The sequence below is a fragment of the Paenibacillus sp. 2003 genome (genome assembly GCF_031455635.1).
In the GTDB taxonomy this organism is placed as follows: domain Bacteria; phylum Bacillota; class Bacilli; order Paenibacillales; family Paenibacillaceae; genus Paenibacillus; species Paenibacillus amylolyticus_B.
Genome location: NZ_JAVDTB010000012.1, coordinates 37646 through 51790, shown reverse-complemented (window position 1 = coordinate 51790; position 14145 = coordinate 37646). Strand labels below are relative to the sequence as shown.

At 46.0% G+C, this 14145-nt stretch carries 15 protein-coding genes; 7 read left to right on the top strand and 8 right to left on the bottom strand.

The window, feature by feature from the left end:
* The first annotated feature begins 437 nt into the window (after positions 1-437).
* The 4 genes from J2X75_RS28015 to J2X75_RS28000 all read left to right on the top strand — a co-directional run bounded on the left by J2X75_RS28015 (position 438) and on the right by J2X75_RS28000 (position 3711).
* On the top strand, positions 438-1073 hold the full coding sequence (locus tag J2X75_RS28015) for a tyrosine protein kinase (protein ID WP_310342539.1): 636 nt from the start codon (positions 438-440) through the stop codon (positions 1071-1073).
* A 133-nt stretch (positions 1074-1206) separates the two neighbouring features.
* Positions 1207-2295, top strand: a complete 1089-nt coding sequence (locus tag J2X75_RS28010) for a DNA alkylation repair protein (protein ID WP_310342536.1) — start codon at positions 1207-1209, stop codon at positions 2293-2295.
* Positions 2296-2540: 245 nt separating this feature from the next.
* Positions 2541-3269 (top strand): SDR family oxidoreductase, encoded by a 729-nt coding sequence (locus J2X75_RS28005; protein WP_307539917.1) that lies wholly within the window; start codon positions 2541-2543, stop codon positions 3267-3269.
* Positions 3241-3711, top strand: a complete 471-nt coding sequence (locus tag J2X75_RS28000) for a MerR family transcriptional regulator (RefSeq protein WP_307539919.1) — start codon at positions 3241-3243, stop codon at positions 3709-3711. The genes J2X75_RS28005 and J2X75_RS28000 overlap by 29 nt, the downstream gene beginning before the upstream one ends.
* Before the next feature lie 125 nt (positions 3712-3836).
* Here the strand turns inward: J2X75_RS28000 and corA are convergent, their stop codons facing one another.
* The 4 genes from corA to J2X75_RS27980 form a co-directional block, all read right to left on the bottom strand.
* The gene (gene corA / locus J2X75_RS27995) at positions 3837-4796 is read right to left on the bottom strand and encodes a magnesium/cobalt transporter CorA (protein WP_036668386.1); all 960 of its coding nucleotides are present in this window, start codon (positions 4794-4796) and stop codon (positions 3837-3839) included.
* 307 nt (positions 4797-5103) lie between these two features.
* The gene (locus J2X75_RS27990) at positions 5104-6093 is read right to left on the bottom strand and encodes an inorganic phosphate transporter (protein WP_036668387.1); all 990 of its coding nucleotides are present in this window, start codon (positions 6091-6093) and stop codon (positions 5104-5106) included.
* 14 nt (positions 6094-6107) lie between these two features.
* Positions 6108-6728: a DUF47 domain-containing protein gene (locus J2X75_RS27985; protein WP_017690670.1), complete on the bottom strand. Its 621-nt coding sequence runs from the start codon at positions 6726-6728 to the stop codon at positions 6108-6110.
* 316 nt (positions 6729-7044) lie between these two features.
* Complete coding sequence (locus J2X75_RS27980) at positions 7045-8118, bottom strand: DUF3048 domain-containing protein (protein WP_310342529.1); 1074 nt, start codon at positions 8116-8118, stop codon at positions 7045-7047.
* A 338-nt stretch (positions 8119-8456) separates the two neighbouring features.
* Between J2X75_RS27980 and J2X75_RS27975 the strand changes: the two genes are divergently transcribed.
* Both J2X75_RS27975 and J2X75_RS27970 read left to right on the top strand, forming a co-directional pair.
* Positions 8457-8999: a DoxX family protein gene (locus J2X75_RS27975; protein ID WP_091019780.1), complete on the top strand. Its 543-nt coding sequence runs from the start codon at positions 8457-8459 to the stop codon at positions 8997-8999.
* Between the two features lie 156 nt (positions 9000-9155).
* Complete coding sequence (locus J2X75_RS27970; RefSeq protein ID WP_017690673.1) at positions 9156-9368, top strand: hypothetical protein; 213 nt, start codon at positions 9156-9158, stop codon at positions 9366-9368.
* A 167-nt stretch (positions 9369-9535) separates the two neighbouring features.
* Here J2X75_RS27970 and J2X75_RS27965 read toward each other — a convergent pair whose 3' ends face one another.
* The 3 genes from J2X75_RS27965 to J2X75_RS27955 all read right to left on the bottom strand — a co-directional run bounded on the left by J2X75_RS27965 (position 9536) and on the right by J2X75_RS27955 (position 11743).
* Entirely contained in the window at positions 9536-10321 is a 786-nt protein-coding gene (locus J2X75_RS27965) for a DODA-type extradiol aromatic ring-opening family dioxygenase (protein WP_192135986.1), read from the bottom strand.
* Positions 10322-10424: 103 nt separating this feature from the next.
* Complete coding sequence (locus tag J2X75_RS27960) at positions 10425-11255, bottom strand: alpha/beta hydrolase (RefSeq protein WP_310342525.1); 831 nt, start codon at positions 11253-11255, stop codon at positions 10425-10427.
* Between the two features lie 254 nt (positions 11256-11509).
* Positions 11510-11743 carry a hypothetical protein gene (locus J2X75_RS27955; protein ID WP_047840502.1) on the bottom strand — a complete coding sequence of 78 codons (234 nt, stop codon included), beginning with the start codon at positions 11741-11743 and terminating at the stop codon, positions 11510-11512.
* A gap of 412 nt (positions 11744-12155) precedes the next feature.
* On the opposite strand from J2X75_RS27955, the gene J2X75_RS27950 reads away from it, so the two are divergent.
* On the top strand, positions 12156-12959 hold the full coding sequence (locus J2X75_RS27950) for a DUF1129 family protein (protein WP_310342523.1): 804 nt from the start codon (positions 12156-12158) through the stop codon (positions 12957-12959).
* 36 nt (positions 12960-12995) lie between these two features.
* Here J2X75_RS27950 and J2X75_RS27945 read toward each other — a convergent pair whose 3' ends face one another.
* Positions 12996-13901 carry an AraC family transcriptional regulator gene (locus J2X75_RS27945; protein WP_310342520.1) on the bottom strand — a complete coding sequence of 302 codons (906 nt, stop codon included), beginning with the start codon at positions 13899-13901 and terminating at the stop codon, positions 12996-12998.
* Positions 13902-14145 lie beyond the last annotated feature (244 nt).

Sequence of the window (14145 nt, the reverse complement as noted above, 5' to 3'; positions counted from 1 at the left end):
TAGCGGTTACTGTGTACCTACATTGTACTCACCCTGAGTTGGTATTTCAAGCGTTACCGATTTCACGCACTACAGAATAAAAATACATGTTACCGCTTACAAATGGTACTATTGTCCTCCCCTCGCGTACATCGGGCGAAATTACCGCGTTATTTCCCAGTTTTCACCTGTATATATCCGATTGCTTATGTAGGATTTCAACCCTCCTAAATGTTACAATTTTGTGTCTAAACTGCATTTTACTCTTCGTGAACCTGCCATCTTGCATGCGCCCAAATCCGCAAATATCCCGTTTTCCGGGATACCCGCCTACGCCGTCTCTCCGCGAATGACATACAGTATAACAAAAGGGAGTTCCACAAGGGTCTATGATGTACATCTGTCATGCAACTCATGGAACGCAATTCCGAAATCCAATAGAAGGAACGTGATCGTTCATGCCACAGCATTATTATCACCGCCAGCCAGCACCAGGGCAGCGTCCGTCTTCTCATGCTCATCGGCAGGCACATACTTCTGCCTATATGCCGCCCAGTGTGGTTCCGCGGTCTTTAAATGAAACTCAAATTCAACCGATGTATCCTGGCGTAGAACCACACTACCCGGGCTTTGGTGAAGTCGAAGCTTCTGCAGTCGTACCCTATGGGCAGGGTGTGGCTGGCGGGAACTTTTATGGAGGTGCAGCTCAGGTTGTTCCCCCAGCTCCGGTAACGGCGCCTGCTACTGGCAGTACCGGCTTTTCGTTAGCCAACATCGGTGAGTTAAAAGGAATGATCGACCGCTTCGGCGGAATTGATGGAATCATGAGTGGAATAGGCAAAATGCAGAAGGTCGTTGGTGGCATCCAGCAGATGGCTCCGATGATGAAACTCGTTATGGGCATTCTGCCTTTTGGAAAAGGAAAAACGAATAAAAGCGCAGCTGATGCGGACTATGAAGAATATACGCCGCCCCGGAAACGCAAAAGTAAACGTCGGAACAAAACAACAACGGTTCCACGTCGCCGCAATACAACTCCAGTCCGCCGCAAATCCAATTCCACGAAGCGCCGTCCCAAAAGTCGCAAAGGTTAAGAAAATTCAGGCACCCCCTTACAGAAGGCGGGTGCCTTAACACCGTTCATCCTTATATAAATAAATTTTAGGAACTTACGTTCTTATTTCTGTAATTTGAGGTATACTGGATAGTAACTAAAGGAGGCGGACCATGGAACTTATCAAAGACAAATACACTCCCGCATTAATCGATCGGACCAGCGAACAGTTACGCCAATTCTACCCTAAGCTGGATACACAGCAATTTCATGAATTGGTTTTCGCTGAAGGCTGGGAACAGTTGGAATTCAAAGCGCGCATTCGCAGAATCACACTGGCTTTGACCCAGGTACTGCCGGACAATTATGAGGAAGCATTACATATTATCGAACAAGCCGCCCCAATGATGCGAGGCGTTGAATATCTATTTGTACCGGATTTTATCGAAGTGAACGGACTTGACCCAGAGGATTACGAGTTATCCATGAAGTATCTGGCCCTCTTCACACCTTATTCCAGCTCGGAGTTCGCGGTACGCCCGTTTATTGAACATTATCCAATCCAAACGATGAAACATATGATGGCGTGGGCAGAGAGCAACAACGAGCATATCCGCAGACTTGCCAGTGAGGGCAGCCGGCCACGTTTGCCATGGGGTGCCAAACTCCAGAACTTTATCACTGATCCAACACCTGTACTTCCGATTCTGCATGCATTGAAACAGGACGAGTCCCTCTATGTTCGCAAAAGTGTCGCCAATCATCTGAATGACATCTCCAAGGACCACCCTGAACTGGTTATGGATCTGGCCACGACCTGGTACGGACAACATGTACACACAGACTGGATTGTCCGGCATGCCAGCAGGTCATTGCTAAAGAAAGGACATAGCAAAGCACTAAGTCTTTTTGGTTATAACGAGCAGGATTCGATTCACATTGAGCAGCTTCAGCTTGTCCAGGATACGATTAGCATTGGCGAGGATCTTCATTTTTCGTTTGATGTCGTTAATGAGAGCGGCGAGTCACAGATGCTGCGAATTGAATATGAGATGGGTTATATGAAGGCAAACGGCAAACAGGCCCCTAAACGATTCAAATGCTCCGATAAAATGTACCCAACAGGCAGAACCAAGGTAGCCACTAAACAATCGTTCAAAATCATCACAACGAGAAAATATTATGCTGGACTGCATACGTTAACGATTGTTGTGAATGGCAAAGAAGCAGCTACAACTTCTTTTGTTCTTGAAATGGAGTAACAGGAAAACGTCGTAAGTTATACACAGCTCGTTTCAGCGAAAACTTATTCACATGTGGATATCATTAAAAACATATTTAACCGAATGCAAAAGTCTGATACAGACGGGTATTCGGTTATTTGTGCGCTCCCGTCCCGATCTGCTTCTTCTAAATTCCCCTGTTGACTTGGAGCACACTCCAAGTTGTACCATTCGGAGATCACCACCACAGGCTTATACATTACTCATGAAAAGAGGAATAACAGATGCAAACGAAAAGGTACGCTCTAATTACCGGGGCCAACAAAGGAATCGGATTTGAAACCGCTCTGCAGTTAGGAAAAATGGGATATGTCATTCTCCTGGGAGCGAGAAATGAACTAAAAGGCGAGGAAGCAGCTCAACTTCTGGTTAACAAAAATATCGAGGCTCATTCAATCATGCTTGATGTAACCCGCCAAGCTACCATTGAGGCAGCTGTCAGTCAGATTAAGCAAAAGTTTGGCTCCCTGGACGTGTTGATTAATAATGCAGGAATCTCTGCTGGAGGGGCCACTCCGCCCAGTCAGATCTCTCTGGAGGACATTCGGAAAACCTACGACACCAATTTCTTCGGTATGATCTCCGTTACTCAGGCGATGCTGCCTTTATTACAGCAATCCTCTGCAGGCCGAATCGTCAACCTGACAAGTGGCCTCGGCTCACTTGCATATAATAGCGATCCCACGCACGAACATGCCCAATTTAACCTACTCGCTTACAACAGCAGTAAAGCAGCCGTTAACATGTTCACCGTTACGCTTGCCAAAGAATTCAGAAACACACCGCTCAAGATCAATTCTGCTGATCCCGGCTTTACAGCAACCGACCTGAACGGCTTCACAGGATTAGGCACCGTGAAGCAAGCAGCTGCTATAGTTGTTAAGTTAGCTGTCCTGGATGAAAATGGGCCCTCAGGAGGATTCCATGGAAACGGTGGAGAACTACCTTGGTAATTCCAATACTAAGGAGTCTGATCTCATGCAGAACATTCCAGACATCGTTACTTCCATCCGGGAAGCAGCCAATCTAACCAGTTTAACTGAAGATACCATCCGATATTATGAAAAAATAGGCCTACTACCTTATGCAGAGAGAAAAGCAAACGGGCATCGACAATATAGCAAGGATCATATCCTTGGCATTATTTTTTTGACAAGGCTCAAGGCCACCGGGATGACCATAGAACAAATGAAGCACTATCGAGAGTTATCTGAACAGGGACCTGAAACTCTGTCTACGAGATACTCCATCCTTGAAGAGCATCAGCGTAAAATTCAGCAGGAGATATCGAGACTGCATGAAACCTCAGACATTATAACGTATAAGCTCCAGCATTACCGGGAGATTTCAGAACATCCCGATCTTGATGACCCTCACTGTGACGCTAAATTCTAGAACATCCAGCAGCCTGCTGGAATTTTGGAGACCATAAGCGATGATCTTTTTTTGTGCATCCACATGTGCCAAAAAGATCATCGCTTATTACATTATATACATTTTGATAACAGACACCATTTGCCCTACTTAAACCAACCGCGCTTCACAAACCAGGCCACCATACTCCCGCCAAGCACAAACATTAACAGCAGCACCGCACCATACCCAAATTTCCACTGAAGCTCAGGCATATAGGCAAAGTTCATGCCATAAATACCCGCGATCAGTGTGAGCGGCATAAATACAGTCGTAATCACCGTGAGTGTCTTCATGATCTGATTCATCCGGTTGGAGTTCAGGGAAATATAACTGTCGCGCAGGTCAGCGGTCATCTCCCGATCGGCTTCAATCATGTCCGTCAGCTTCAATAAGTGGTCATAGATATCAGTAAAATAAGCCGTATGTTCACCTGTTCGCTGCACATGCTGGGAGTTCACCACCCGATAGAGCAGATCCCGCATCGGTACTACAGTTCTTCTAAGCTTCAGCAATCGAGTCCGCAGATCAAACACCTGGTTCATCAAGTCTTCAACCGATTCTTGTCCACCCCGGTTCTCCAGTTCAGCCAGTTCATCCTCAATCGCAAATAAAGACGGAAAATAATGATCGACCAGCTTGTCCATCACCGTATAGGCTGCTGCCACCGGACCTCGCGCCCAGATGGTTCGTTCATGTGCATGGTGCAACAAGCGCTCCCACGCTTCATCCACTTCCTCCAATACGCCATGATGAAAAGACACTAGGAAGTTTGATCCAAGAAACAAGTCAACCTCCTCGGCTTCCAGTGTGGACGGGTTCAGTGCATGCAGTACAAGAAACTGCAGATTATCATAATAATCAAGCTTTGGCCGCTGCAACACATGCAGACAGTCCTCAATAGCTAAAGGGTGAAAATGAAAATATGTATCCAGCAAACGGCTTTCCTCTTCCGTCGGCTGGTTAAAATCGGCCCATACCCAGGCGTAATCGTTCAGATCCAGCTGTGTAAGTGGTACGTTAACGGAGACTTGATGTTCTCGTGTAATGGCGAGTGTACGAATCATAAATCAGATCACATCCTTGTCCTGTATCTTTACGTTATTGTACACAGGTGCCTTCAAACTCGACAACAAAAAAAGCCAACCCTGTTGGCTTCTCTCATTTCCCTATCCACAGTTCCCTGTATCCACAGGAATATCTTCTTTTGGTTTATCATTCCACGGATGGCTATCCACATATCCAGCCTGTCCACACGTTCATGCACAGGCGTCTCTTGATTTTGGTTGTATATTTATCCACATATCCCGATATTCACACAGTTATGAACAGATTGTCTGGTAACTCCGAATTTGTTCGGGATAACTTCTCTTTTTAGAAAATAATCCAGTACAATAATCCTGCCAGTGCCCCTGTAATCGGAATCGTAATGAACCACGTAATAATAATACGTCCAGCAAGTCCCCATTTCACCGCAGAGAAACGTTTCGCGGAGCCCACACCCAGAATAGCTGATGTGATCGCGTGCGTTGTACTAACTGGAAGGTGAAGCAACGTTGCTGTGAAAATAACGGATGCAGCTGACAGATCCGCCGCAAAACCGTTGATCGGTTCAATTTTAAAGATTTTGGTACCCATCGTTTTGATGATTTTCCAACCACCAATGGATGTACCCAGAGCCATCGCAGTTGCTGCTGAGATTTTAACCCACAGCGGAACATCCAGATTATCCTGCACACCTGCTGCAACCAGAGCAAAGGTAATAATCCCCATCGCTTTCTGTGCATCATTCGTACCATGCGTGAATGCTTGCAGTGCTGCCGTGAAAATCTGTACCGTACGGAAACCTTTGTTCACATTATGCGGACTGCGTTTGGCGAAAATATATTTGAGAATCGTCATGACCACATAACCAATGGCAAATGCGATCAGAGGTGATAATAACAAACCTCCGACGATATCAATGAATCCGCTCCATTTCACTTTATCAGATCCTGCGCCAACGAGCACGGCACCTGCAAGGGCTCCAATAAGTGCATGTGAGGAAGAAGACGGAATACCAAACCACCATGTAACCAGGTTCCAGATAATCGCTGAGATCAAGGTGACTATGACGACCTCTATCCCGTTATCCAGCGTGGTGGGGTCGGTCACACTCCCACCAATCGTCTTCGCAACGCCTGTGAACATCATCGCACCGACAAAGTTCATCACCGCTGCCATAAGAATAGCTCGACGCGGCGTCAGTGCTCGGGTTGAGACCGAAGTCGCAATGGCATTGGCCGTGTCGTGAAAACCGTTGATGAAGTCAAACGCCAGTGCAAGGAAGACGACTATACCCAATACCCAAATCGTTGTTTCCATTATTCTCTGGCTCCTTAAGAATTACGCATAATGATGGATTCAAGCACGTTCGCCACGTCTTCACAAGCATCCGTTGTTGTCTCAAGACGTTCGTAAATTTCCTTACGCTTGATCAGTTCAATCGGATCAGACACGGTAGCGAAGAGATGTTTGATACACATGCGCAGCACTTCGTCGCCTTGGTTTTCCAGATCATTCAAACGAATGGTATACTCACGGATCGCGAGCAATTTTTTCTGAGACAGCAGATGGATCGCCTTCTGAATTTCGTAAGCCGATTGGCGCAAAATTTCAGCAAACTGTATGACGAACTCATCATCTGGATCTGTCAGTTGGTACATATAGAAACGGGAAGCCGTTGCTTCGAGTCCGTCCAATACGTCATCAAGTGTTGTTGTCAGCTCCATAATATCATCGCGTTCGATCGGCGTGATAAATGTTTTGTTGAGTTCTGTAATGATCGTATGCACGTAATCATCACATTTCGACTCGTACTTCTTCATTTCATTAGCAAAAAGAGTCACATCCTGAAGGTTGGAAACATGCTGGGAGAAATAATCTGCCGCTTGAACAACCGTATCTGCCATATTCTCCAGTGTCTCAAAAAATATATCCTTCTTCTTCTTAAGCTTCATAGCTCTATCCCCTTTACGAGAAAAATTGCCGACAACCGATGAAACATGAAATGACAACCTTTGATATCTTATCATATTTGTTTCATGGTTTGTACAAAAGGTGTGATCCTTTTTTATATTCTTATCACATTAATCTGAAATGAATCTTAATTATTTGGAATAATGGTAAATTCAAGTCAAGATTTTACACTGCGTTTACAATTCGACATCAAAATACAGAACCGACACGATTCTACTTTTTACGCTAAGGACAAATATAATGCCTTTTCGACGACAAATGGATACATGTTTCATTGTTTTCTTTCATTACATCCTTTTATTGCTGCACAGCGAGCTTCACATGACTGGAAAATTCCGGTTGATTGGGAACAATGCTGATAAAGGTTTTACCCGGCACAAGAGCAACTTCACTGCCACCCTGAACAAACCGTATAATATCTCCCTGCTTCTTCACCCACTGCCCACGAATCATCTTGCCCTTCTGAAACAACATGGCTTCCCCGCCCTGTTCCAAATTAACGGACAACCGACCTACACTATCGAGGACCTTGTGATCTGCACCTGCCACAATGATGTTCGCTGCACCAAGTTGAGTTTCATTATCCATATCCTGATCTGCCTTGCCATTCACCATTCTCATATATCGTCCGCTAACTTCATCATAATCATACGTCACCCGGTAACTATCCAATAAATAATGGATATCGAATTGCTTCACTGCCTCTCCTGCGGATGTCGCGCCTTCTTCGTTATAGTTGTATACCGGCGACTTGAAATCATGGCTGTAACCCTTGATATCTGACCCTTCTCTCAGCTTGTCCGCTGAAGTATACAGATTATGTGGGGCTTTACGATCCGAGGAACGCCAGAAGTAAGGTCCACCATTCGAGATTTCATCCATATGCTGTTTCTTCTGCCTTTGCAAAATGGAATACGCCTCCGGACTGCCTCCGGCATGAACAAGGACCCCATCATAACTCTCGCCGAGCTCAATTAGATATGGACGTATACTGCGAACGGGTCCAACTGTCTCCGCACCGCCTTCACTCTGGAAGATGGCTATGAAGCGGGTAATGCCTCCCTCAGCGAGAACTTCAAGAATGATATCGGCTGAACTTAGACCCGATTGGGGCCGAGCTGCGGGTGCATTATTAATCATTACGGCGAGTGGTCGACGCGTAATCGCTTCATCTACAGGTAGACCTGTCAGAGGTGCTGTATAGAGAGACGTGTTGGATTCCTCCACGTGTTCTTCTTGTACAGGTGCAGGTGTCGGTTCTGGCTGAACTGGCATCTGCAACACCTCCTGGTTTTGGCAGGCAACAAGACTTAATGAGAGAATAAACAGAGATGCAGCCGATGCTGCTTTGTTCCATTTAAAAAGCTTCAATAGAGGACCTCCTGAACGATATGGCCTGGTTCTAAGTTGTGATATATGTCTCATGTGGGCAACCATTTCACGTATTTCTTTCCATTTAATCACACCCCATCCGATTTGTCTGCGCCTAGAAGGCCTTGATACAGCTTGAAATTCACATTTGAAACAGCATATAGCCAGAAAAATATGTCCTAAATGTGAACTTCTCAAACCTTACTTAAAATTTGAACTAGATTGTGATTTTAATCACAAACAAAACAACTTTTGAACTATACAATAAAGACATCAAAGGTGATCACTTAGAAAAAACAAAAACAACACACACTAAATTCCATGAAGGAGTGGTTCATATGTTCAGCACAAACCAATGGCTTAGAGAAAACAAAGTAGCAATGTGGATTTTAACAGTACTTCGGGTGTATATCGGTTATGATTGGATGACTCACGGATGGAGCAAATTGACCGGCGGATTCGAAGCTGGCGGGTTCTTGGCTGGTGCGGTAGAAAAAGCAACAGGTGATCACCCGGCTGTCCAAGCTTGGTGGGCAACGTTCCTTGAGAAATTCGCAGTACCAAACGCAGGACTGTTCGACTTCGTTATCCCATTGGGTGAATTCCTTGTAGGTTTGGGTCTCATCCTCGGTTGCTTCACTACACTAGCAGCACTGATGGCTATGGTCATGAACTTCGCGTTCCTCTTCTCGGGAACAGTAAGCACGAATGCTCAACTGGTTGTAATGGAAATCTTCCTTGTGGTTGCTGGTGCAAATGCAGGTAAAATCGGTCTGGATCACTGGGTACTGCCTTACCTTCGCGGATTGTTCACTCGTAACAACAAAGGTAATCTTCCTAAAGACACACCAACGATTAGCCCTACTCAAAAAACAGCTTAAGCAATCATTCATAGAATTCTCGGCCCTGCTCCCAATCCCCCTGGAGAGCAGGGCTTTTTACTTTTCAAAAATCTGCCCGAATGCCTGACTGACTTGCCCATCCACAGAAAATCGTATTATGATGAAATAAAGTTGAACTTCAAAGGAGTACACGATATGCCGACCCAGCGACGTCTCGAGACCGATGCGGACTTCCAGGAAGCCATGAATATGAAGTATAAGGTTCGAGTTTTTAAAGATAATCACCAGATTGACTCCGGTGGCATCATTATCCGTTTTGACAGCAACACCGTAGTGGTACAATCCAGTGTCAGTGAGCTCGCTTATCATTCGCGTACAGACTGTGAATTGTTCGAAATCCGCAAATAAAGATCTATTGCATGAATAAGTCCTTGTGTTAAAAGAAGGTTCCTATAGCCCATTAAGGGTGTACAGGAACCTTCTTTTGTTTATATATTGTAATTGTATACATTAACACACGTTATCCGTACCCAACTGGCTTCAAACAACATAATCAGGCTGTTGTCTGTTCCAAGTTACACGCCGTCTCCAAACTGCCAGCAGTTCAAACTGAGCGTTCCATAAGGGTAAGACTGGAATAGACGCTTCGCTGATCGGGACATATCCGCTGTACCCATGGCGTAGAACAAAGGTGCAAGGTGTTCTGTACCATACGACGGAACTGCCGTGCGTGCATGAGGGGCTTTTTTCTCATATTGAAACAGTTCTCTTGTGTTCCACTGCTGCAAACGCTCCCCGATCCAGTTATCAAACTCCACCGCCCACTCTTGCGGTTCATCCGTATTGCCCAGCAATCGTAAATTGTGAACCGTTCCACCGCTGCCAATGATTAAGACATCATCATGACGCAGCTGTTCCAGCATTCGGCCAATATCATACTGTTCCTGCGGCGTACGCAGCGAGTCTACAGATACAGCAATCACAGGAATGTTAGCCTCGGGATACATATGGAGCAACGGTACCCATACGCCATGATCCAGCCCTCGGCCTCGAATCGGCTGATGTGCCAGATTGCTGCGGGTGAACAAAGCACAAATCTCGTTCGCTAAATCTGGCTGCCCAGATGCAGGGTATTCCATCGTATACATCGTAGAAGGAAATCCGTAAAAATCATGCAAGGTCTGATGTGTATCATCCATCGTCACGGACGGTTCAGGACAATCCCAATGCGCCGTAAATACAACAATGGCTTTCGGAGCCGGCAGCCTGTCTCCAAGCTGGTTCAAGAAGTGAGTGTAGTCATTGCTCTCCACCGCCAGAGCGGGAGAACCATGCGCAATGAAAAGTGCGGGTAATGTCATTGCTGCCAACCTCCAGACACGGATAGAATGCTTACTCCTCTATTTTACCCTTAAGAAGGCGCTTTTCCAAGCTGACATCCCCAAACAGTTGTAATCCTGCCACTTATATCATCCAGTGCTGCCAATCCTGCTCGATCTTCTGACGTTCGCCCAGCCACTCTCTGGTACGCGTAATTAGCTGTTCCCGCTCTTTACCTGAAGAGAAGGTGTGATCGCCCTGGAAGATGATCTCCTTATCACAGCGGCCCTCTTGGCGCATCCAGAATACCTTTTGATACAGGAATGCGTAGTCTACAGGAATAATCTCATCTGACGTGCCATGCACGACGAGTACATCTCCGCTAAACTTAACTGCTTCCTGGAATGGCTGTTGTTCAGCAAGAGACTCGAAGAACGTCGGTGTGAATTTGTATCCAAGATAATCAGCCGCGCCCAGTTTCACGCCTTCATCGTATACGTCCCGTCCCGTAATCTTCACGATATCATTGAATGGATAACCCACGGAGGACCACATAACCAGGTTTTTGACACGTTTGTCACGTACAGCAGTTAGCAATGCAACGGCACCACCCAGACTATGACCAATCAGCGTAACGCGTGTAGGATCTACATCACTGCAATTCACCGCGTAATCCAGCACCGAGCGGGTCTGTAGCACCATGGACTCCAGTCCCTCCACTCCATACTCCCCACTGCTCTCTCCGCAACCGATATAATCGAAACGCAGGACCAGATAACCGTCTTCAGCCAGCTCCCGTGCAGTCTTTACAAACAAACGATCCACGCCGATCCGGCTACCAACGAAGCCGTGGCAGATGACCACCAGAGGGACTCGCTGCTGACTCTTCTCCTCCTTGATATCTTTCACGACCGGATAATGAATCGTGGCTGTTAATTCTTCCTGTCCATGACGGATACTGATCTGACGTTCCATACCGATTTCCCCTTTCCACGCTTAGCCTGTTAACTTCCATTTATTAAATATATATAATCCGATAAGTTTAGTGTGTATTAAGATGTTATTCATATATTATCATCCCGTACCCTGCAAGTCAACGTAAGTAAGAACCCTTTCTACGTCGACTACCAATCTACATTCTATCGGATAATAAGCACAAAAAAATGAGCCACGCTGATGACAGCTGGCCCGGATATCATTTGGAATTCAAACCAAGTGTTGCAGGATCGTTATTCGTAGCTTCTACGGAACATCTCGTGGGTCTCCACCCGTCCATTCCACTCATGCTCATGACCCGAATCACTATTGTCCCAGAAACTTCTTCCCTTCAAATTGCCATCTGTCAGTTCTTCTGCATACTCCGTATCCTCCAGGTTCTCTTCAAAGGATACAACCTCGTCCACGACTCCACGGGAGTTGCTGTTCAGTAGCAGCTTCCGGGTCAATTCTGTTTGTTTATCCATAACAAGCACACTCCAATCTTGGATTTCTGTTGGAAATGCTACTATTGTGATGGAATCGGCTGCTCTTTATGCATACTTCACACAATCGTTAGATCTGTGAGGCGTGAGGGTATTTTTTCACATGAACGGGGGAAAATAAACGAAAAAACATAGGCAGCATATGCCTCGGAATCCTTCTGCCGAAAGGAATGAATTCATGGAACATCTACTGGAATGGATTCAACATCACGGTAAACTGGTGCTGTTATGCACCTGTGTTATACTGGCCTGTGTATGGATATGGGTCCACCATGAGCAGCTTTTTTATAAGGAATGACTTTGCGAAACGAGAGCCCTTCCCGTATACTAAAATACCGTCAGGGTCTTCAGTCAATTGGAAGATCAGAACGTGTGTAGACAGGGGGAGCAATCATTGGGGATTTCCTATAAGAAGCTTAAAGAAATACAGAATCGGCAAATAACTGAGATGAGTCGAATGACACCTGAACATGTGAAACTGTATGACGAGATCAGCACAATTGCACGTCATGCGCCAGCGGACGAGAGAACACAGGAAGAGTGGATACTCTCCGCAGGAAAAGCAATCGTACAGGCTCAGCGGGATAACAAACCCGCTCGCGAGTTATACGGACCTGATCTGGAACAAGACATCCATGCACAGCTCGGGATTACAAATACAGCACCGGAGAAGACGGCTGCCGTTGAGATGGGTAAATCCAGTCCAACCCGTGATAATAGTCCATCTGTTTCAGCTAAAAAGAAAGCAAACGTTGTAGAATCACAGCCAACTGAGAATCCAGAGCCTGTGAAACGGACACCAAAGTGGTATGCCATGATCGCTTGGGCTGCTTTGTCTTTTGTCATGTTGATTCAAGGATGTGTGGGATTGTTCGTGGGTTGGACTGGGGGAGATACGGAACCATTCCAACACATCAGTCTGTTCTCCCTGATCGTTGCGGCAGTTGGAGGTATTGCATTGGTGGAGATGCTTCGCCGTCTTGCTGAGCGACCGGACGATGAAGGAGCGGACAAGAACACCGTACCTAAAGTTAACCTTAAGGGAATCATCATCTACATCGTCATCGTGGTCCTTGTGCTGTTTGTAGGCTATCCACTGCGTGATAAACTTCCGGTATTTGCACTGGCTCCGTGGTTGAGTACAGTGATCGGAGTTGTGGGACTTGCAACGGTAAGGCCTTTATTTGGACAAAAGTAAAACAGCATAACACGTTATATAATCGATTAAGGGACTTCACGAACTCGTGAGGTCTTTTTCCATTTGGAGCTGATTCCGATGTTTGATTCCTTTGCCCGGTGTCTCTCCAAACTCCCGCTTGAACATCCGGATAAAATAGTTCACTTCCATGCCTACGGTCTCTGCCACCTCTCGTACACTTGCTCGTGGATGCTTGTCCAGCCATTCCGAAGCCTTCTGCAAACGTAATCGTTGCATATACTGATGCCCTGTCACGCCATAATGCTGGTGAAATAATCGGTTGAGATGCTGCACCGAATAACCCACTGCGTCAGCAACATGCTTCAATAACAGATCGTCCTGATAGTGAGTATGCATCAATGCTACCGCTCGGACGAGTGCATCCTTGCTTGCATCGGACTCCCGATTAGAACGTGTTACAGTGCCGTCCTGTGCCATCAATGATCCAGCACCCTCAATATAGACATTAGATGGAATTTTCGATTGTGCTATATCCAAAATGAGCTGGTAGATGAGGGCTGATGTGTTCCACATCTCCGTTGCTCCTTGATCCAGCGCATGCCAGATATCCGTCATGCGTGACCAGATGATTTCAAAACCGGAGATATGGCACGGCTCGTTCAGAAGCAAATCCGCGCATTGAAGTACTGATCCAGCCGATGCACCGCCAATACCGATATAACCAAGTTCTCCTTTGGATTTGGAATGAGGCACATACTCATGTGCAACCTCGGGTTCCACGATGAATAACTGCCCTGCTCCCATCGTCCTTGATCCTTTTCCCGTTATCTTGAACTGCCCTTCACCACCGTGTGACAAAAACAACTGATACACCGGAAATCCATCCGGTCTATGCAGAACTTTCTCTTCCTGCGTGCCCACACAATACAGGTACAGCGGCAACCGGGAATCCGGCAGGCCCGTCAAACGAAATGCAAGCATTCCATCATTCCTTTCGGCTCATAGGCTTCTACATAAGGTGAACTAAAGATATTTACATTGGCCACTCTGTTTCGTGTAAATGTTTAGTTCGATCTATATATAGCTAACTTCCCTTTATTATCCATTATTTGTTCCCGATGTAACAATGGTCTTAGGAACCTTTTTGGCGACAAGATTTTCATAAAGCATGCAAGTTTGAAATACACGCCAGACGATCGTTGTCCAGACATAATGAAAACACCCT

Coding starts and splice junctions, on each gene's coding strand:
- J2X75_RS27955 (WP_047840502.1), bottom strand. CDS start 11,743: ATGGATAAACAAACAGAATTGACCCGGAAGCTGCTACTGAACAGCAAC.
- J2X75_RS27945 (WP_310342520.1), bottom strand. CDS start 13,901: ATGCTTGCATTTCGTTTGACGGGCCTGCCGGATTCCCGGTTGCCGCTG.
- J2X75_RS28000 (WP_307539919.1), top strand. CDS start 3,241: ATGGAAACGGTGGAGAACTACCTTGGTAATTCCAATACTAAGGAGTCT.
- J2X75_RS27985 (WP_017690670.1), bottom strand. CDS start 6,728: ATGAAGCTTAAGAAGAAGAAGGATATATTTTTTGAGACACTGGAGAAT.
- J2X75_RS27960 (WP_310342525.1), bottom strand. CDS start 11,255: ATGGAACGTCAGATCAGTATCCGTCATGGACAGGAAGAATTAACAGCC.
- J2X75_RS27990 (WP_036668387.1), bottom strand. CDS start 6,093: ATGGAAACAACGATTTGGGTATTGGGTATAGTCGTCTTCCTTGCACTG.
- J2X75_RS27970 (WP_017690673.1), top strand. CDS start 9,156: ATGCCGACCCAGCGACGTCTCGAGACCGATGCGGACTTCCAGGAAGCC.
- J2X75_RS27975 (WP_091019780.1), top strand. CDS start 8,457: ATGTTCAGCACAAACCAATGGCTTAGAGAAAACAAAGTAGCAATGTGG.
- corA (WP_036668386.1), bottom strand. CDS start 4,796: ATGATTCGTACACTCGCCATTACACGAGAACATCAAGTCTCCGTTAAC.
- J2X75_RS27965 (WP_192135986.1), bottom strand. CDS start 10,321: ATGACATTACCCGCACTTTTCATTGCGCATGGTTCTCCCGCTCTGGCG.
- J2X75_RS28015 (WP_310342539.1), top strand. CDS start 438: ATGCCACAGCATTATTATCACCGCCAGCCAGCACCAGGGCAGCGTCCG.
- J2X75_RS28010 (WP_310342536.1), top strand. CDS start 1,207: ATGGAACTTATCAAAGACAAATACACTCCCGCATTAATCGATCGGACC.
- J2X75_RS28005 (WP_307539917.1), top strand. CDS start 2,541: ATGCAAACGAAAAGGTACGCTCTAATTACCGGGGCCAACAAAGGAATC.